This is a genomic window from Vibrio sp. Vb1337, from assembly GCF_033338715.1.
In the GTDB taxonomy this organism is placed as follows: domain Bacteria; phylum Pseudomonadota; class Gammaproteobacteria; order Enterobacterales; family Vibrionaceae; genus Vibrio; species Vibrio alginolyticus.
Window position 1 is genome coordinate 26377 of record NZ_JAWOTD010000008.1, and the last position, 20222, is coordinate 46598.

19 protein-coding genes are annotated in these 20222 nt (G+C 41.5%); 5 read left to right on the top strand and 14 right to left on the bottom strand.

Annotation, left to right across the window (positions count from 1 at the left end; genetic code table 11):
* Positions 1–52: 52 nt before the first annotated feature.
* From tssC to tagH, 10 genes are read right to left on the bottom strand one after another with little or no spacing between them, the layout of a single operon-like run.
* A complete protein-coding gene (gene tssC, locus R7E42_RS10860) occupies positions 53–1546 on the bottom strand; it encodes a type VI secretion system contractile sheath large subunit (protein ID WP_005375950.1) in 1494 nt (497 codons plus the stop codon).
* A complete protein-coding gene (tssB, locus tag R7E42_RS10865) occupies positions 1546–2076 on the bottom strand; it encodes a type VI secretion system contractile sheath small subunit (RefSeq protein ID WP_005375949.1) in 531 nt (176 codons plus the stop codon). The genes tssC and tssB overlap by 1 nt, the downstream gene beginning before the upstream one ends.
* Positions 2077–2091: 15 nt before the next feature.
* Positions 2092–3207, bottom strand: coding sequence for a type VI secretion system protein TssA (gene tssA, locus R7E42_RS10870; protein ID WP_262627903.1), 1116 nt, complete (start codon positions 3205–3207; stop codon positions 2092–2094).
* Positions 3200–3994 carry a PP2C family protein-serine/threonine phosphatase gene (locus R7E42_RS10875; protein WP_005375947.1) on the bottom strand — a complete coding sequence of 265 codons (795 nt, stop codon included), beginning with the start codon at positions 3992–3994 and terminating at the stop codon, positions 3200–3202. The genes tssA and R7E42_RS10875 overlap by 8 nt, the downstream gene beginning before the upstream one ends.
* A gap of 9 nt (positions 3995–4003) precedes the next feature.
* Positions 4004–4699 carry a type VI secretion system-associated protein TagF gene (gene tagF, locus R7E42_RS10880; protein ID WP_213893381.1) on the bottom strand — a complete coding sequence of 232 codons (696 nt, stop codon included), beginning with the start codon at positions 4697–4699 and terminating at the stop codon, positions 4004–4006.
* Positions 4681–8199: a type VI secretion system membrane subunit TssM gene (gene tssM, locus R7E42_RS10885; RefSeq protein WP_318072651.1), complete on the bottom strand. Its 3519-nt coding sequence runs from the start codon at positions 8197–8199 to the stop codon at positions 4681–4683. Before tssM ends, tagF begins: the two co-directional genes overlap by 19 nt.
* A gap of 16 nt (positions 8200–8215) precedes the next feature.
* The gene (gene tssL, locus R7E42_RS10890; RefSeq protein ID WP_318072652.1) at positions 8216–9508 is read right to left on the bottom strand and encodes a type VI secretion system protein TssL, long form; all 1293 of its coding nucleotides are present in this window, start codon (positions 9506–9508) and stop codon (positions 8216–8218) included.
* Positions 9509–9519: 11 nt separating this feature from the next.
* Positions 9520–10845: a type VI secretion system baseplate subunit TssK gene (tssK, locus tag R7E42_RS10895; RefSeq protein WP_318072653.1), complete on the bottom strand. Its 1326-nt coding sequence runs from the start codon at positions 10843–10845 to the stop codon at positions 9520–9522.
* Positions 10846–10866: 21 nt separating this feature from the next.
* Positions 10867–11322 carry a type VI secretion system lipoprotein TssJ gene (tssJ, locus tag R7E42_RS10900; RefSeq protein WP_005375933.1) on the bottom strand — a complete coding sequence of 152 codons (456 nt, stop codon included), beginning with the start codon at positions 11320–11322 and terminating at the stop codon, positions 10867–10869.
* Positions 11323–11333: 11 nt separating this feature from the next.
* Positions 11334–12527, bottom strand: a complete 1194-nt coding sequence (gene tagH, locus R7E42_RS10905) for a type VI secretion system-associated FHA domain protein TagH (RefSeq protein WP_005375931.1) — start codon at positions 12525–12527, stop codon at positions 11334–11336.
* Between the two features lie 312 nt (positions 12528–12839).
* Between tagH and R7E42_RS10910 the strand changes: the two genes are divergently transcribed.
* From R7E42_RS10910 to R7E42_RS10920, 3 genes are all read left to right on the top strand, one after another.
* Entirely contained in the window at positions 12840–14990 is a 2151-nt protein-coding gene (locus tag R7E42_RS10910; protein WP_258660937.1) for a serine/threonine-protein kinase, read from the top strand.
* A gap of 446 nt (positions 14991–15436) precedes the next feature.
* A complete protein-coding gene (locus R7E42_RS10915) occupies positions 15437–15772 on the top strand; it encodes an Hpt domain-containing protein (RefSeq protein WP_031781126.1) in 336 nt (111 codons plus the stop codon).
* Positions 15773–15806: 34 nt separating this feature from the next.
* The gene (locus tag R7E42_RS10920) at positions 15807–15998 is read left to right on the top strand and encodes a hypothetical protein (protein WP_025767706.1); all 192 of its coding nucleotides are present in this window, start codon (positions 15807–15809) and stop codon (positions 15996–15998) included.
* Between the two features lie 70 nt (positions 15999–16068).
* Here the strand turns inward: R7E42_RS10920 and R7E42_RS10925 are convergent, their stop codons facing one another.
* The 4 genes from R7E42_RS10925 to R7E42_RS10940 all read right to left on the bottom strand — a co-directional run bounded on the left by R7E42_RS10925 (position 16069) and on the right by R7E42_RS10940 (position 18865).
* Positions 16069–16530, bottom strand: coding sequence for an ATP-binding protein (locus tag R7E42_RS10925; RefSeq protein WP_025998580.1), 462 nt, complete (start codon positions 16528–16530; stop codon positions 16069–16071).
* Complete coding sequence (locus R7E42_RS10930; RefSeq protein ID WP_318070641.1) at positions 16511–17740, bottom strand: PP2C family protein-serine/threonine phosphatase; 1230 nt, start codon at positions 17738–17740, stop codon at positions 16511–16513. The genes R7E42_RS10925 and R7E42_RS10930 overlap by 20 nt, the downstream gene beginning before the upstream one ends.
* A gap of 29 nt (positions 17741–17769) precedes the next feature.
* Positions 17770–18030, bottom strand: coding sequence for a hypothetical protein (locus tag R7E42_RS10935; protein WP_005375908.1), 261 nt, complete (start codon positions 18028–18030; stop codon positions 17770–17772).
* Between the two features lie 220 nt (positions 18031–18250).
* On the bottom strand, positions 18251–18865 hold the full coding sequence (locus R7E42_RS10940; RefSeq protein ID WP_005375905.1) for a glutathione S-transferase family protein: 615 nt from the start codon (positions 18863–18865) through the stop codon (positions 18251–18253).
* A gap of 284 nt (positions 18866–19149) precedes the next feature.
* Here R7E42_RS10940 and R7E42_RS10945 point away from each other — a divergent pair, with 284 nt between their 5' ends.
* Both R7E42_RS10945 and R7E42_RS10950 read left to right on the top strand, forming a co-directional pair.
* Positions 19150–19725, top strand: coding sequence for a TetR/AcrR family transcriptional regulator (locus R7E42_RS10945; protein WP_005375904.1), 576 nt, complete (start codon positions 19150–19152; stop codon positions 19723–19725).
* A gap of 1 nt (position 19726) precedes the next feature.
* Entirely contained in the window at positions 19727–20131 is a 405-nt protein-coding gene (locus R7E42_RS10950; RefSeq protein ID WP_151515507.1) for a PPC domain-containing DNA-binding protein, read from the top strand.
* The last annotated feature ends 91 nt before the right edge of the window (positions 20132–20222 follow it).

A 20222-nucleotide genomic window follows, 5' to 3' on the forward strand; every position in this document is an offset into this window, starting at 1 on the left:
CTAGAACATAAAGATTGGTCATGGCTGGCCTTTCGACCAGCCAATTCATTTCTTATCCACCTGACTGAGGGATCTTGGCCACAAGTCGCAAAGATGTAGTCAGTTCTTCCATTTGCAACCAAGGTTTCAGCCATGCTACGGCATTGTAAGAACCAGGTGCGCCAGGAATTTCCTTAACCTGAACACGAGCGTCTGCTAGAGGGTATTTCGCTCTGATCTCTTGACCACCGCCTTCAGAAGCATTGACGTAACCTAGGATCCAGCGGTTCAGCCAAGACTCAACGTCTTCTGCTTCCATAAAGCTACCAATTTTATCTCGAGCCATTACTTTCAAATAATGCGCAAAACGAGATGTTGCCATCATATAAGGTAGGCGGGCAGAAATGGCCGCATTGGCCGTTGCTTCAGGGGATTCATGGTTCGCTGGTTTTTGACAGGTTTGCGCACCAAAGAACACTGCATAGTTGGTGTTTTTGTAGTGACAAAGCGGTAAGAAACCAAGCTTACCAAGCTCCGCCTCACGTCTGTCGGTAATACCAATCTCTGTTGGGCACTTCATATCAGGGTCGCCATCATCACTCATGAAGAAATGCGTTGGCAAGTTATCCACTCGACCGCCGCCTTCTGCACCACGGATGGCAGTACAAAATCCATATTTTGAAAATGCGTCAGTTAACTTAACACCAAGAACATACGAAGAGTTCATCCAACAGTAGTCGTTATGTTCAGCGTTAACAGCAATACCTGAAACAGGATCTACTTCGAACTCTTCAAACCCAAACTCTTCGACTGGAGCGGTAGCTTGTCCGTATGGCAAACGAGCAAGGACTTTTGGCATAGTCAGACTAACGAAGCGCGAATCGGCACTCTCGCGGAACGAACGCCATTGGGCGTATTCTAGTGATTCAAATACCTTATCTAGGTCGCGTGGTTTTGACAGCTCAGTCCACTCATCAAAGCCGAATAGTGCTGGTGAAGCCGCGGACAAGAATGGAGAGAAGCCAGAAGCCGCTACATTTGACATTAGGCGTAACGACTCAATATCTTCTGGGTGGTTGGTAAACTCATAGTCTCCAATCAATGCACCATACGGTTCACCACCAGCACTACCAAACTCAGACTCGTAAACCTTTTTAAAGATCTGGCTTTGATCAAACTCAACAGCTTTGCTCAAGTCTTTATGTAGCTCTTTCTTGGTCATGCTCATCATGCGAACTTTCAGAGTAGAGCTGGTCTCTGAATTCATCACTAGATAATTTAAGCCACGCCAAGAACCTTCGAGTTTCTGTAATTCTGGGTGATGCATTACTTCAGACAACTGATCAGAAATCTGCCTATCGAGCAAATTAATCGCTTCACGAAAAGTTACTGTTAGGTTTTTGTTCCAAGTAACTGTCCCTTTCATTGCTTCTTCAGCGAGCGTTTTAATCAGCTCCTCAGCACGAGAAGCTTCGGTCTGCTTAGTCGCACCAATAGCTTGATCTAAGAATGAAGTTGTCTGTTCATTAACAGTTGGATCTAACTGTTTTTCAGCTTCAGTCGTCATTATTCCGCTCCTTCAGTACTGTCTGACTTCGCTTTCTTGCCAAGATCTAACTCGCCTGCAAGTCTTGCCAGATTGTCTGTATTGTTCAAAACATCCTCTAGGATATTTTCAAGCTCTTCTGAGCGGTCAACTTTTGTCATCAAATCACGCAGTTTATTACGCGTTTCCATCAATTGGCGTAGTGGATCAACTTGATTTACGATCGCAGCAGGCTCAAAGTCTTGCATTGATTTAAAGTTTAAATCGACCTCAAACTGTGAATCGTCATTCGCAAGCTTATTCGCAACTTTAAACTTCACCGATGGATTCATTTTTTTGAGTACATCGTCAAAGTTATCTCGATCGATCTGAATAAAACGGCGGTCTTTTAATGGCTTCAACGCTTCTGTGTTTTGACCAGCGAAGTCACCCATTACACCTACAACAAAAGGCAGTTCTTTCTTAAGAGTCGTACCTTCAGTTTCAACATCATAGGTAATGTGGACACGAGGCTTCCGTACTCGTGATAGTTTCGAGTGGATACTCGTCATACCATTCTCCCTTTATTAATTTTCATTTTGTTCTGCTATGCCAACCAAACGGAAGTAGCTTTTCTTTGCATCCCCGTCGGAGATAAGTTCCGCCAGTAACTCCGGCAGAGGCATCCCACACCAACGAATGATCTGTTCGATGGAGTAAGAAACTGGTGAGTGAGGTTCACTCTCTCGGAAGAAATCAGCTACTTGCTGCAATTGTCTAATTGCCTGCTCTCGTGATTTCATGTTTGTCGCTAATAATGCATCACAACTTTGTGCACTTAACGGTTGTTCAGAAGAAGATTCATCAAGATCCTCTAGCTCTTCAATCACTGCTTGTGGTTGATTAAAACGATCTCCAAGAAGGTGCTTTAATGCCGAGTGTATTGATTCAAGTCTTTTTGATATATAAGAGCTAGGAGTCACATCACCGACCGCTTCATCTAATCGCTGACTGAATTCATTAAATGATTCCGTAGCGAACTCCAAATCCGTGATTAATTCTCGATAAAACGTATCAGAAGTCGACTTAACCGTAGTTGCAATTTCAGATAGCTCAACAGCCCCAAGCTCGACTCGATTTCGGCGCTTATCTTCGTCTAAGCGCTCAAGCTCTATAGCTTGCTGATATTCCCAATAGGCATAAGCTTGCTCCACGCCTAAGTCAGTCAATGGTATACAAGCAATTGGAAAAATAAGTGTTCCTTCACTATCGATACCATTGAGGCCAATAATCGCCGATATTCTTGTCTCAATACCATCTTCATCAGGCATTGGGTACAGATCATCCCAAAAGTTCTCAATTAAACTGGTTGCGAGTTTGTAGCCAACGCCCATACCACGAAAACCATACAATCGAGTTAGGGCTTCTATAAGCCAGGCAACAAATTCCAAATCTTTAGACTGATTCGTGAGTATTTCTGGGACATCTTCAATAAATACTCGCCATAAATTACTGTGGGTATAGATACTTTCTTCTTCTATAAGAGCATTACGTTCAGCGTTGCGGGCGGCCATACGCTGATCTTTCAACCGATAGTAAGCAGACTGTGGTGATACATCCTCTCTAGGATCAACACCTGTAGGATTTTCTTGAGATATAGGAGCCAACGCTTGTTCATACCAATCAAACATTTCATTACTCATAAGCTCTCCCTCTTAGAAAGACAGGTATCGTCGCGTCTTCTCTAGTTACTGTTTCGCACTCCGTTTGCGCTTGGCGAACTTTGATCAAAGCACAAGTTACGTTATCACTTGCGCCCCGAACCAAAGCCGAATGCATGAGCGCTAATCCAGCTTGGTTGACTGAGTCTGCATACAATGTCCGATGAATTTCATCACTCGTAAGTTCCTTAGAGAGTCCATCGCTACAGAGTAGAAACTGATCGCCGTCAGCCAACTGCCCTGAAACTTGATCAATAGTGACACTTTCGTCGACCCCAACAGCTCTGGTAATAACATTTGCAAGAGGGTGCGATTCGGCATCTTCAAATGCCAATAAGCCCTGATCCACTAAGTCCATGACTTGACTATGATCACGTGTTTTTTGGACAAAATTACCACTTCTAAGCTGGTAAATTCGGCTATCACCCACCCAAAGACAGTGGTAATACCCATCCTGAATAAACAACAAAACAAGTGTTGTTCCCATCGTTTTACCGTCTAAGTGATTTTGTGCGTATTGGTAAATTTCTAAGTTCGCTTCTTGAACCACTCTTCGGATATCATCGATATTAGTATTGGAGACATCCTGCATGTGGCGCGCGACTCTATCCACTAGCATCTGGCTTGCTATATCGCCAGCACTGTGTCCACCCATTCCATCGGCAACCACCCAAATATGCTGCTCTGTCATATCCAACAGAGCATCCTCGTTATAAGGGCGTACTTTTCCTGCGTGCGATTTAGCAAAGGTAAAATAGTTCCAATTCATTCTTCTATCCTACCAATTCCACTTTTTCCAGCCGCCATCAAGCATGGCTGAAAACTGACCAATTGAAGGAAATCCACTAGTAATGAACATGCATGGTTCAACCTTCGTTGAACCTTCAGTCCACCAAAAACATGGTTTACTCAATTTTTCTTTAATGAAGTAATTCAAAAGCGTGTTTTGATCAGTATTGCCGTGATCATGAAAAACTGTAGATATTTGGCTTTGATAAAGAAACTCTAGAGGCCTCACTTCACTTGTTACATTCGCAACGAGGTCATTTTTTTCTTGAGTACTCTTATGCCAAACATCAAAGACAAAGTCGTCCTCAAGTACTGAAAGAGCAAGAGCGGCACTGTCCTCTGTCCAAGCTCTGTCACCCCAATATTGCGCAGCTTCACCTTTTACGGCACGAGCTATAGTAAAGAAAAAGTATCTACCGCATGCATCAACACTAGGAATCATGCTACCAATGTAGGTTGAGTCTTCTAAATAGCTAATATCCAAAGCAAAGTGCCACACAGGAGCCGTTAAAAAGTGCTCATTCCAGCTTTCACCCAGTTGTTCCCTGCTGACTGCAATAACCGCCTGTTGCCAATCATGCCAACGCTCCGAGAAATCTTGTGATAAACCATCTTTCACAAAGTCCCCTTTTGCAGGCATTTTGCCGATATATCCCCAGCCTGATGTTACAAGGTTCGTGGACATCTGAACCTCTCCATTTCATTTGACCAAAACGGATTAATGGCACTAGAAGGAATAAGCTCTAGCTGCACCTTATTTCCCTTTAAATCAATCATAACTATATTGTCTTTACGCGATTCTGGCCTTGCTTTAAGTGATTGATCCAAAAGCTTGAATATGCCCCACTCACCTTCATAGGTATGCGCAATTTCGCGTTTAGATTCAGGTGGTGTGAACACAATTCGAGTCTGATCTTGACCGGCAGGCCAACTCAACGATTTAGCTCTTGCTGGTCCATGCTTATAAACCAAATCTTGTCCACCCAACTCTAAGACAAATCGAGTAATGTGCTGGTCTAGATAAACAGGCTTCATCCCAAACTCTACGCGTAATGAATTATCAGATTCAAAGAAAGACTGCCTGATACGTTGCGCTCTTTGAAAGACCATTAGTGTTTCTGGACGAACTCCAATTTCCTTTTCTAATCGCCAACGACTTTTCGAAGTATCCACAAACGGTTCGAGGTATTCTTGGAAGAATGCGTCAAGCATACCTCCATAACCAAAGAATCGCTTAAAGTCTTTCAATCTAACTTCTCTGCTCGCGTTGGGCTCGAATGGATATCTGCCAGCAATAGTCCGCTGATAAGGGCGGACCACCTGTGTTACCCAAAGTTGATTTAGATGATCCTTCGAACCGCTCTCCGCAAACTTAACCGACTCTTGAGAAAGCTCACCTAGCCATTGATTAAATGGTCTCGGCAAAAGTTCTTTAGCACGAGCAATGGAAGCTGCGACATCTTGTGTAACGGTTCCATCTAAAATACTTTTGTAGGCAATTTTCTGATTGTTACCAGAGCTTGATAAGTCACTTAAATACGAACGCAAGTTAACCATTGCTTGTTGAATATCATCAAAGTCTTGCTCACCAAGGCGTAAGATCTCTGAAAAATGCGATTCGACTTCTTTACCTGGCAGAGCAACATTGAAGCCGTTTTCTTCAGGTAAATACATGTCTAGTCTATCTGCCGTATTTGAAAACTTAACTTTGGCAACTTTACCAGCAACTTCAGAAGCGGCTTTTTGATTTTCTGACAATGATACTTTTGATAGAGCAACCTCTTTTTGGATTGCTCTCAACAAAGATTCGATTGGTCTTTCAACTCCAGATAAAACCCTCGCTTGCTCTGTCGCAAGTTCTAGGCTCGGAGCCTGCTTCAATTGAATATCTTCGATCAACGTTTTCCATTCATTAACATAATCTTGATAGTATCGAGACTGAACGCCTTGGATGGCACTATCTTGATCAATTTCATGAGCCTTAAGATCGTCACCATAAACCCAGTTCTCTTCCATTAGGCTTTTTACTGTACGGTTGATCTGAATCTGAAAAATGCTATGAAAACCATTGTACGTGTAGAAACCCGAAATGCCTTGTGATAGCGGTTTTCCACTAGCTCGCTCGAACTGCTCAAGCCCTTTAGGTCCCAATACATCAGTCAAGCGAAATGAAGGTACATGACTCTTAGAAAATTGTATTTTCATTCGCTGATAAGCACGTTCAGGTAGAGACATTTGAGTCAACACTTCTCGAGCACTCGTCACAGCAGCAGTGTTGTAAGTAAAGCCTTGTCCATCGTTGCCTAATAAATATTGAGTGTGCTGTAGCAAGCGTCTTCTTAAGTCTGCGTTTAGCTCACCCGGATATTGACGTTCGAAATAAAAGTTAAACCAAGCCAACACTTCATCTTGTTGATATTTGTCTGGATTGAATAACATCAAATACGTTTTTAACGTTTCGTACAAATACTCACGATGCTGTTGATTGCTCTCCATTTCTGACACCAGGCTATCAAGAAGCAAAGGGGCGAAATATTGGGTCAAAGCATCAGAATATGCATTGTTTGCCGCCTGAGATACTTTGTCTCCTTGATAGAGACCAAACCTCTTTACAGAGTCGGCATCACCGTAGTTGCTTTGCTTTCCGAGAGGAAGCGTCATCAACCTATCTAATGTTTCTACAGCTGAAACAATATCCGCTTCAAAATCTAAACTTTGAGCGCCAATCAGTGCATCAATATGGCTAGCTTGTTCATTGGTATCGACAATTAACTGTGAGTTCCACTTATAACTCATAAACCAAAGCGCAGAAGCTCCTAGCAGTAGCGTTGTACATCCAATGTAAACACCTCGACGCATCCAACCTGACTGCTTTTGATAGTGACGATTAACTGTTCCTAACAGTTGCTCTTTGAAAATAACCTTGTCAAAAAGATTCTTTACGAAATAACTATGAGAACCAGTCTGACTCTTTGCTAGAGCTAAACGATTTAACCCAAGTCCATTGGTTGATTCATTCATCAGCTTATCGACTGGTAAGCCTTCTTGAACCGAACTCAACATAAACACACCACGAATCAAGGCAGGCTCTTCAAAACTGTTTTGTGCAAAAATTTCAGCTAAAAACTCGTCAAGATTAGCTTGTAGCACTCTTAATTGCTTTGGAAATTCAAAGATAAGCGCGCGTTTATCTAAATCGTCCTCAGTTTCAAGTATTCTAAGCATACGGGCATCAAGACGCTCCAACATGCCATGAAACTCTTTGTTGAATAGAGAAATAACGCCTCTTTCATCATCCACTTCACGAGGGAACATGAAACCAAATAATTCCTCTCGCTCTCCCTTACTTAAATCGGCAAAGAACTCATTGAAACCGGCAACTAAATCCATTTTGGTGAGCAATACGTAAATCGGAAACTGCATGCCTAACTGGTTTTTCAGTTCTTGAAGTCTCGACTTAATTGCTCGAGCATGAAGACTTCGCTCGGTTCGAGTCTGAGACATCACGCTGGCTAAGCTTATCGTAACAATCGCACCATTAATTGGTCTTTGCGTTCTATACTTTTTCAACAATCCTAAGAAACCATGCCACGCTTTAGAGTCGACCTTTTCTTGACTGTCTTGTGTCGTATACCGGCCAGCCGTATCTATAAGAACTGCTTTATTTGCAAACCACCAATCACAGTGGCGAGTGCCACCTACACCGGCAATAGAGTCAGAGCCAAGGCTGTCTCCTAATGGAAACTCTAACCCCGACTGCTTTAATACGGTTGTTTTCCCCGTTCCAGGAGGGCCAATCAATACATACCACGGTAAGTCATACAAACTTCTCTTGCCTTTGTGTGTTTTCGTCACTACTTTGACAGCTTGCTCAATACGCTCGCGCATTAAGTCAATTTCACTTGCCGCTTCTTTATCTGATTGGCTATCAACCTCAAGCAACGTTTGAATACTTTCGTCTTCTTTCACCTTCTGCTTATGCTGCTTGGTAACGTTAAATATCGCCCAAAGCAACACTAACACAAGAATAGTGACTAGCCGTTGAAAGTCACTCTTTAGGGGCTCATACCCCGCTATCGTAATAAGTGGACCAACAACCCAAATGAAAATAGAACAAGCAGCGACACCGATAAGACCGAGAAACCATCTTTGAGTAAATATTCTGCCAATTTCTTTAATACGCATCTCTATCTACCTATTATTAATTCGCGACAAGAAGGTCGATTTCAATCCGGCGGTTAATAGCTCGGTTTTCATCACTACTGTTTTCAACTAATGGTCTTGCATCCCCCAATCCCTCGGGTATCACTCGCCCTTCTAATGCACTATTCGAGATCAGTTGTTCAGACATAGCAGTGGCTCGAGCTAATGATAGGTGCCAGTTCGAGGGATATTTACTCGTGAAAATAGGCCTATCGTCGGTGTGACCAGTAACAATGATCTTGCCTTGGGTCGACTCCAATGTTCTCGCAAGCTTAGAAATAACGGGTTGGATGTAAGCGACAACATCAGCACTACCTGATTCAAATAGATCTTGAGACTTTAACGAAATTCTTACCCTGTCTTGCAGCGGCTCAACATTGATTAGCCCCTTACCGATCTCAGTTGCTAGATACATTGAAATCTTTTCTGCAATTGGCGCTGATTTTGATTCTGACGTTGCATCTTGCTTAAGTTGTTGCGGTTGAATCAAATTGACTAATTGAGAAAAGGTGTGATTGGATGCCTTATTTAGCTCATAGCTAAAATACATATATATGCAGACCAATAATGCCGCCGTTACAGAACATACAACCCAAAGAGGGGCTCTATCAGAAGCCTTTGAGCCATTCAAAATGTGTTGGTCGATACTATTACTTAGCTCCTGAGGGACTCCTCTCCCATAAGACTTAAGAGTAGCAATAACCTGTCTTCTCAATTTCCGGTGCGATTCCAGTCCATTTTTTTCTAAACGGTATTGACCCAGAAACCCGAGAGATAAGCACACATACATTAGTTCAAGCAAATCTAAGTTCGCATCTGGTTTCGCCATGCACTTATCAAGATGCTTAAAGAACGCTTCCCCACCTTGACTGCTAGCATAGAAGGAGCTGAGTAATGAATCGTGACTCCAGAATGAATGCCCACCCCAATTGGTGTTAAGGACAACTTCATCTAGTGAACAGCATAAACAATAACGAGCTGTATCAATGGTATCCAAATCAACGTCATGCTGACGTAATCGGTTCTCATAATCTCTAAGCTTTTGTGCCAATGTCTCTTTTAGAAACAACGGATCGGAATGAGTCGCTGTCGACCGAATTTGACCGATAATAGATAACAGGCCATTCGCCTCTGCTAGTAGAGAGTTATTCCCATAAGCGACCACTGAATCATTGTTCACCAATTCAGGGCTTTTTGAGATAACTACGGTATTATCCACAGACTTTTCTGATTGTGGTTTCGATGCGGGTGCTCTTCCACCCGGTGTTGGTTTTACTATCGTTTGTTCCATACAGAGCGCGCCTATTGATTAATACTCCAAAGCTCAAGTTCAGCATTCGGAAAATGCCCTGATAGGTGAAGCGCAATACCGCCACTATCTTTTAGCCTCATCCAAAATGGCCCTTTCTTGACAACTTCGAAATAGACATAGCCCGTTTGGTAAGGAATCTGTCTCGGGACGACACTCAACGGCACTACGTTTATACCGTTGATCTGATTATTAATTAGATCGCGAATCTGTTCTGCCGGGCCAAACTTGAGTTGCGCTGGGACCAGGCGTCTTATTTCATCTGTTGTGGTATCTGCTTTAATTGCTAGCACAAATTGGCATGACTCAAGCAAGCGTTTATCTGGAAGCGGCGTCACTTGAATACCGTATTGGCGAGGCTCCAACGGAAGTTTGGTCGCAGTTTGGTCAAGAACAACACTGAGGTACTGACTGAGTATCTGATTCAACTCGCTATAAACACTTGATACATCTAAGTGATCATACGCAAGCAAACTTGGGAGTCTTTTAGTTTTATTAGAAAAAGTGGCTAACTCACCAATGTAACCTTTAAGTGTCGTCGCTAATTCCAGTGGATGTAACCTATCTAACTCACTGAAATGCTTTAACTTCGCCTCATATCGGTTCAACATTTGGAGCATGATGAAATCAACAGCAGATGCCGATGCAGATTTGCCCTTAATCAAGCGCTGCGCAATAACGTCAGCACGCATCTTTGTCATCGCGATAACGTTACGTAGATAAGCTGACATGACTTTATCGCTCAGGAGATTGATAAGCGGAGGAACGTACTCATCGTCTAGTATAACTTCCCCTTCAGGAGTTACCTCTTTGATCCTTAAGATAGGTAACTCCACATAACCCGCTAATTTGTCATTACTCGCTTTCAACTCAAGGTTGAGGGCTGCAACTTGGATGGTTTCTTCATCTTGTCCTGTAAGGTTATCTATCACGTCGATATCTTGAAGTACATAACGAGAGAGGATCGATTCGCTTACATCCGAAACGTTTTTACCTGTAACACTTGAAAGAGGGAGAGTTATTTTTACTAACGTATTTTCAGTGTTTTTATCAATAAGTAGAGGCGAAACTGAATCGTTGGATATTAACGTATTAACCAACGTCATATCTGGCAAAACAGCTTCAAGATGCTCAAGTTCAATAAGACCATCTTTTAGCGCGTGTTTTTTTACTCGACATTTCCAAACTCCCCAATTGTAAACCCCACCTAACTGATGTAAGCCCTTGAATTCTTGAGAGGTTGCGCGTTCTTGTTGTTGGAAGTGCTGGGGACGTAAAAACATTCCTTCGCACCAAGCCGTCTTGGAGTATTGCGTCATTTATAATTAGCCAACTAAACGTTATTTAACGACCAAAGACAGATCTTCTAACAATACTTGATATGTGTTGTAACCGGTCTTATCCACTTTAATGACTTGTCGCCAATTTGAGTTTTCAATATCTCGAAACGCTACGACAATGCCTAAATATTCTGTCTTTGGAGACATACTTGCTTGATATGTTTCTTTCTGACCTGGAGTTAATGAAACTTCATATTTATTCACTAAATCAGGTCCTAAGACTTTTTCACTTTCTTCATAAATAGAAAAAAAGTCCTGGCTTTCGAAAATGGTATTTGACGTTAATTCAAATACATACACCACTACAGGAGAAGGCCTGCCGTTTGAATCAGGATTAATGTTATGACTTGCTGCTATTTCTAAATCTGAGTATGGATCAACAACTAGGTTCGCTGCTGAGCACCCAAATAAAGCTATTGAAATTAATAACAAAATATATTGGTAAAACTTTTTCATCACCCTAATTCCTAGCCTTTGTTTTTTAATGCTAATTCATAGTGCTTAGCGAAGTCTTCTAAATAGAACGGAGACTCTTTATTGATAATATCATCGGATAACTTTTCATGAATATCCTCAAACCTCTTCCAACTTTGAGCATATTTTCTAGCTGGAATAACCTTATTAATAACCGTGTCTTTCGCTAAAGCATCTGAGTATATAGAAGTAGGTTCAACAAGTGACATAACACTCGAAACCGTACCTTCAACACCTTTCATTAAGGCTTGCTCATGACTTTCGATGTCATTAAATGCTTCTTTAATGGCTGCATTTGGCTTTAAGAAGCTAGCGGTTTGACGGTTATATAAGTTATGAATCGCATCTTCTAAGTTTGCAGAAAACTTTAAAGGGTTATTTTCTGACTTACGAAATGCGGTATGACTAAGTCGATTTGTTTGTTTAAACACTGCTCTGTTATGCAGTGTTTCCATTAAACCAACTAGCATCAAAGAAAATGACTCCCCCAGTTGTTCGAACCATTCCTCTCGGTTATCGCTGGGAATCATCATTGGATCTATACCCACCCCTCTAACAAAAGCCGCAAGTTCACCCCCATTGGTATCAAAGTTGGGAGTCGATAGGTGTTCTGATTGTCGGTTAACTTTCGGTAAAGTTTCAGATACGGTGCTCTGTTTTTCGGGCTTTGGGATATCAATAAAATCATCGACTAAACCAATATCTAGCTGAAAGTCAGAAGGAACACTTTCGTTTAAGAGTTCACTAGCACTAAGGCCTAGGTCAACAAATTCTGCTTCCGATGGACTTGAGACTACTTCAGGGGGTGCGCTAGAAAGACTTTTACTTGTCTCAAGACTGAATACATCTGTATCTGTTTGAATAGAAACTGAAATTTGATAATCCCCTAAGCTAACCATATCGTCATCGCTTAGTGCTATTTCATTTCCTTGACCCACAGGAGTTACAGCATTATTTACAAAAGTACCATTAGTTGAGAGGTCTTTTATCAAGTATTTGTCACCAAACTTAATCAGTTCTCCGTGGGTTCCGGATACCACTCTTTCAGGATCTGGTAGTGTCCAATCACATTGTTCAGACCTACCAAATGTAACCTTGGCATGTTCATCACTTGATTCAAACACGAACTCACTCTCAATCTCTGGAGTAAATTTGTGAAAACTTGTTATGGTTAAAACCAACTTCATGTAAACCTCGCCAAAGACCTGCTAGATATTATTTTTAATTTTATTATTAACTGCTTTCTTATTAACAGTAAGATTAATAAAAATCTTAATACTGCCATTGAAAATCATGCACGGAATAATGAATCATTTTTTTATCAAAGCAATCACGTATTGTTCAACAATTTTAATTATCCAACCAAGTTCAAATTTTTGACACTTAGACTTTCATCAATAAAAAAACGAATGTTAGTTTGGCCGAGAAATTCTAACATAATGACTTTTCATTGAGCAGAAAGGTATATATTCCCCCATCATTTATACGGAGTTCTTGTGATGGAAGACAGTAATAAAAACAATTCTATAAATAACGAAGAAAGCGGAGATAAAACTAAAATTGTAAAGACTCAAAAACGAGACAATGCAATTAAATCAACCAAACTCACTAATAATGAAACCTCCGTTAAAAATAAAAATGAAACAAATACAAAACTGTCTCAAAAAGAAAACACTCCGTTAGTTAATAAGAAAAAAAACAATAAAGATGACTCATTAAATAATAACAAAGATGTTATTAACGAAAGCTTAATAGGAACGACCGTTAAAAATCGGTATGAAATTGAGTCGGTTATTGGGCATGGTGGGCTTTGCGATGTTTACTTAGCTAAAGATAAGATTCTTGAATCTTCAGGTTCAGAAACACCCTACGTTGCGTTAAAAATATTACAGAAAGAGTTTGCTTCTCAACCAGAGACTGCACGCATGTTAATACGTGAAGCTCAACAAACTCAAAGGTTAAGCCACCCTAATATCATTAGGGTTTTTGATTTTGGTGTTGATGGCGAAATATACTTTTTAGTTATGGAGTATATTAACGGAGAAACATTAGAGAGTTTAATACAGCGTTCTAGGCCCCATGGGCTGAAGTTTAATGCAACTTTATCAATCCTAAATCAGGTACTCGATGCACTCTCATATGCTCACTCTCTTGGTGTAGTGCACGCCGACCTAAAGCCCGCTAATGTGATTTTAACGTCTGAGGGTAACGTTAAGCTGCTTGATTTTGGTGTATCTAAAACTCATCAATTAAAGCAGGATCAATATGCGGCTAAACGTAAATCCGAAAATGTTGAAACGCTTGGTTATACTCCCAACTATGCATCACTCAACCTGTTATCCGGTAAGGAACCGAACTTAAGCGACGATATGTTTGCTCTATTTTGTATTGCTTACGAGTTATTGAGTTGCAAACACCCTTACGCAAGAACTCCAGTTAATGAAGCTCTCAAACAGAAGATCAAGGTCTCTAAACCAACTAACATGCCCGCATCTAAGTGGCCAATATTTTCAAGCGTATTTTCAACTGGCATCATTCCGAACGAGCTGACCCCTGAGCAGTTGAAACGCAAATTGAATATGCGCTATTGGCCTATCGCTAGCGGCGCGGCAGCGAGTATATTATTAGTTAGCGGCATTGTATTTGGTTATCAGCAGCAACAAGAAACCATCGCCACTTTGGAAACCGTTATTAGCAAGCAAAATGATCAAATTGCCGGACAAGAGTGGCAGCTTGATACGCCAGCAGAAAAAAGTTTGGCACTGATTGATAGTGAAAAAAGCTTACATCCAGTCGTTAAGGCTGGCTTATTACGCTTACACAAGACCTATATTCTCAGCGAGTTTGAATCTGAAATTGATCAGGTTTTGAATTCTGATGCCAACAACTACCCGAATTATGATGAAATTGAGTCCATACTTGATAAAGCAAAAACCTACTACCCTGACTCACATAAAATAGAAGTTCTTGCCTTAGATATTCAGTCAAGCAAGCACTCCACGTTACTTTCGATAGCAAGGCAAATCAACAGTCAACTTGAAAAGTCTCGGTACAGTAAAGAAGACGGCAGTAAATCCATCTATGAGCTCAAGGATGAGTTAAATCAGATTCATCAAGGTTATCCTTTCACGCCAAGTTCGTTATCTAGCGATGTTTTCGGTCAGCACCTCACTGAAGCACTCAAAAAGAAAGACGCAGCTGCACTTGTTGCTCTTATTAAGGTTGGGAACACCTTCTTTTCAAACGTAGAAGAGCATCAAGAGAACTTACAGATAAGTAATGCGATGAAAGATGCAGTGCTGGAAATGAAATTATATGAGACAGCGCTAGATTCCAACAACCCTCTACCGTTTCCAGAAGATGCCGCTAGAATCCTGTTCCAAGAAGAGTTTGAAAACTTTTATTCTCGCCTAGAAAAGGCAAGGACGACAACTCATCTCGATAACTTGGTGAAGGATGTGGATCTGTTCTCGAAAAACTTTCCTATTGGTTTTCAGGATGTTAACGATTTAAGATTCAAAACTGCTGATAAATACTTACGCTTCTCCGATATATTGCTTAATAAGCGAAGGACTTCAAGCGCAAGACGCGCTATGAAGAAAGCCAACGAGCTTATGAAGCAAATAGAACAGGACTCTAAGCAAAGCTAGTAATACAAAAGGGACTCGAGTCCCTTTTTTGCCGTAGATTACTTGCCAATATGCAACTAGATTGCTAATTTATACTTGTACTTAATGAGGAGAGTTAGCCTTGACTGAAGGAATAGTCAAAGTTGGCGAACGTCTGGCGTCCGTATGTAACGATAGCCTTAAACTAGGACTGCAAGACACTTACCGACTCGGCGTTTTACTTGGAAACATCCCCTTTGCTACTTGTGTTAAAAACACGCGAGTTGAAGTTTTTTCATCCCTACATTTCGACCATTGCCGTTTGGATATAAGTCAAAATATCTTTAACAATCACTTTCTTTTTGTAAGTTTATCTCAAGCGACAAGCAAACTATTTCTGCTCAAATACTGGTTATGCCATTCATACCTTCGGCTAAGCCTTCATTATCCGAAACATTCCTCTACCTCAACGTTTAATAGGGGTATACATGATTAATTTTGATGTTCTCAATACATACATGGATAACGACGTAGATCTGATCGTCACTGTTTTTTCTACATACCTTGAAGATCACACGAATGATATAGAGCGTATAGATGAGCTATATGCAAGCAAATGTTGGTCAGAACTCTATCTATTAGCTCATAGTTTAAAGGGCATTCTAGAGAGTTTCGGAGAAGACACCGCGGTCATTGCGTTTCAAAGAATAGAAGAAAAAACCAGAAACGATACAGCGCCAGATAGCTCAGATATAGCTATAGTTACTAAAGAGCTAGCTGCAATTAATCAACAAATCTTCACTTACTTGAAGAATATGCAATAAAGAAATTCAAGGCTTAACTGGGGGAAATATGGCAATGAATAATAGCAATTTTAGGGAGTTGATTGAGTCTCTCAAAGACCTAACACCAACTCAAAAAAGGTACTTACTTAGCCGTACAAAGATGGCGCTAGATGATGAAAGTAATATGTTAAACATCAGTGATATTCTAACACCAGAAGAGTTGGAGGCGTTACTATCACCGGCACCAACAACGAATACAAAATAACAATGATATACAACGCAACCGTCAGATTAACGCTAGGGACCAAGTGAAGCAAATCGACTTTGCTTGGTTGTTAGTTTCTCTCCCTATTCCTTTTCACTACAACAAACGTATTGTTTTCGAAACCTTTTTCCAATGTAAACAGGTCAGATAATTGAGCGACTAACATCAGTCCGCGACCAGAGGAGGACCAACTATCGTCATCCATTAAGTTAGGTGCCTCAATCTGTTTATTTTTATGTTGGATGAACGTCTTTTCATTGATCGGCGCTCCGCAATCAGAGACTCTCAGTTCCACGAAACCGGACACTTGGTCATCCCCAACCCTACACTCCACTTCAATTGGCAGGCCTTCTATTTCACTGTAAGAATGAATATAAGCGTTATTCATGAGCTCAACGACACAAAGCTCCAATGATTGAATTGCATTTAAGGGGATTTGATGACCCATCAAAAACCGAACAACGTCTTTGCTCGCACTTCGTGAGTGAGTAAGGGAGCTCCCGTAAGTTCGTTTAAATTCGCTCTTTGACATTCTTTTCCTTAAAATCGAGCCTCTCACCATGCCATTTTACCTGTAAAAGGCTGGCATCATCATCAAACTCATCTTCGTTGTGCCAAGATTGTACTTTTTTAAAGACGTCTCCCACTTGATCTTCAACTGGCAGCGTGCAAACAGCTTTTACACTCGATGCCAATCGTTGTAGTGAAAACATCTCCTCACCCTGTCTCGCTTCAATCAAACCATCCGAATAAAGCCACAATGCATCGCCCTCATCCAGACTAATTTGGTTACCGATATATTCCATCGGCTGCATTGCACCAACGATAAAGTTATCGTCACCTATCTGTTCCATCGTTTTCGTACTCGCTCGCCAAACTAAGATCCTGGGGTGGCCAGCCGTGCAATAGCTAAGTCGCCCTGATTTTGTGTTAAGAATGGCGTAAGCCATAGTAAAGTAAAGTTGACTGTTTCTAGTTTGCTGATAACGCCGATTTAGCCGTTCAATCACAGATGCAGGCTCACTTACGCAATAGCCGTCATCTCTCAACTCCATCGTGATCGAATCAGGCCCCTGACTTTGAGATAGCGTCTGTTGAATAGAAAAAGCCATCAAAGCTGAAGAAACACCATGACCAGAAACATCAAATACATAAAACGCAACATGTTGTTCATCGAGCTCCAAATACCCCAACATATCACCACCAATCTGGGAGCATGGTTTGTAGACATAACTAAACTGTATATTTTGGATAGTTGATTCAGAAGGGAGTAGTTGCTCCATCAGATGACTCGCAGACTGCAGGTCTTGGTGAATTGTTTGATAGGCCGCATCTAGTTCTTTATTTCTCTCAACGAGTTTGTTGTGCAGTTCTAAAGTACGAAACCCCGCACGGATTCTGGCCTGAAGTTCCTCTACAGACGTCTTCTTATCTACGAAATCATCTGCGCCAGCATCAATGCCTTTCACGATCGAACTTTGGTCATTTCTAGAAGACAGTAGAACAAAGAAAATGTAACGCTCGCTAACTTTAGATTTTAATTGGCGACACAATTCAATACCACTAATTCCAGGCATCATTAAATCACTCAGCACAAACTGAATATCAGGGCGGTGGGTTAGCACTTCGAGCGCCGCTCGTCCGTCTTCAACAGCAAGCACTTCATAGCCTTGCTTTTCCAATGCACTGCTGATGTAAAGCAGGACTGTTTTACTATCATCGACCAAAAGAATGGGTTTCATCTTCCTCCTTAATACGGTTGCTTTACTGGCTAACGCAAAACACTAGTCACTGACTGCTCATTTCTAAAACGGCTGTAGTCTTCGGCTAATAATTGGTGTTGATATCGAGTGTAAGACAACGCTTCATTAGAAATTAGTATCTGATGCTCTTTTTCGATTAACTGACTTTGCAGCCTTTCAATCTGTTCATTCTGCTGTGTGTAATTGAGGTACAGTGCGAATAGACCAAAAACCGAAACCATTAACAGGGCTATTAAAATATTATTGATAGTTTTCACTTGAATATTCATGACCTCTCCTTGTCTATTATTAGACTTTCCATGATGAAAGAGAGCGTCTACGGACCAAGAGCTCGAGGCTCTAAAACGCAACGAAGCAAATTGAGGTTGTTTTTCCAATTATAGGCGATAGGAGAAAAAATAAGAAAAATCTGAAAAAATTTGAATATCCTGCTGAGTTAAGAATCGGTAAGGTAGTAGCAGCGAGCTATCATCCACTCGCTGCAATACATTAACTCTGAAATGCAGGTCTAGCTAAAATTTGGTTATACCATCGAGCAATGTTTGGCGACGTCGATAGCACATCAATTTCTAGGCCTTTAATTGCGAAACTGATCAAAATAAAGCCTGTTATATCGACAATAGTAAAATGGTCTACGGCGATAAAATCATTATGTTCAAGACGCTTGTCTAAGACAGGCAGAAATTCGTAGACGCGTTGTTTTGATTCTTCGCCCCATGCTTCAACGCAACGTTCTCTGTCTCCATAAACTCCGGTCATGTTTCGAAACGCCTGAAATGCCGCATTTAGTCCTTGGAACTCCACCACACGATGCCACATTTCCACCTGAGCACGTTCGAGCTGGTTAGCACCAAACAGCGCCAGATCATTTTCAAACGCTTCATCTAGGTAGCGACAAATCGCCACGCTTTCACAGATCGTCGTACCATCATCCAGTTCTAGTAGAGGCACTTTACCGTTCACGCTTTTCGATTTAAACGGTTCAGATAGGTTATCGCCCTCACGAACGTTCAGCGCAATTCGCTCAACCTCGCCACCGATTTCCTTTAGAAAAATGCTAACTCGCTTACAACTTGGAGTCATTGCGGTTTCATAGAGCTTCATTTCACATCCTTTTATCTTTTTCTAACCGATTGGTTAGGATATACTGTAGCCAGTTTATAAACGATCAGTCAAGAACTTCACTATCAAAAATTTTCAAACAGTTGTGGGTCTGTTTGCTGAGCGAGATTTTTGATGCCGTTTGTGAGTTCACATGAATTTGGAGGTTGATACCCAAGAATAGATGGGTATTCATCATATTGGTTCAGTTCGAACGCTAGAGGTTCTCTGTACCATCCCTCCAAAGCAATTTAACTACCCGATAAGCAGACCCAGGCAGGTAATTTATGGCAAGAAAAGCCAACTTCGACCGAGATGAAAAGCTTCTCGTGGCTATGGATGTGTTTTGGCGCAAGGGCTTTGCGAACACGTCTATCTCGGATCTCACCGACGAGTTGAACATCAACCGCTTCAGTCTTTACAACACCTATGGTGACAAGCAACAGCTCTACTACGAAGCGCTCGATACCTACTTGAAAAAGGTCTCGCTACCGTCACTGAATGATTTGGAAAAAGACGACGCGTCCTTACCTGAGTTGGAATCGTTCCTCAAATCCTTTGCTGAACTGCAACGCAAACGCAACTGTGGGTGTTTTATCCAAAATGCGTTGATTGAGCACGCTGGTGAAGACGATGATGTACTGCGTAAAGGGCATTTTTTGTTCGACCATCTTATCGACATCATTGCGGATGCGCTGACCAATGCGCAAAAAGAAACCTTAGTGCCGAAAACGTTGAAACCAGAAGAGCTCGCTCGTTTTGTTCTCAACAACATGCAAGGTATGCGCGTACTTGGCAAAGCCAAACGTTATGCCGACTTGGATACCGCGCTTTCCTGCTTGCTGGTTTTGATTAGGAAGTGACATGTCGATTGAAGTGATAGCAGTACGTCTTACCAAAGGCATGGACTTAAAGCTGAGCCTAGCGAAATTGGTCGAGCAGCATGGTATCAAAGCAGGCTCGATTGCCTCATGCGTTGGCTGTATCTCTGACCTCAACCTTCGTTTGGCAGGTGCAGAGAGTAAGTTAACCAAACAAGAGCCATTTGAAATCGTCTCTGTGATGGGAACACTAACGCCTGAGCATCAGCACGTTCATATCTCGGTGTCTGATCGTGATGGACTAGTTTGGGGTGGGCATTTGCTGGAAGGCACAGTGATTGATACTACCGCAGAATTGATCATCCATTCTTACTCAGAGCTTGAGTTCACTAGAGCGATGGACGACTCGACTGGCTATACCGAACTACAAGTGAATCCTTCCAAATAGTAAAAAGCTCCAGAGCCATACTGTGGTGTCTCTGGAGCTTTATTCGCTTGTCTCTTACGCTAAGAATTTACTCATATCGCGCAAGCTAATT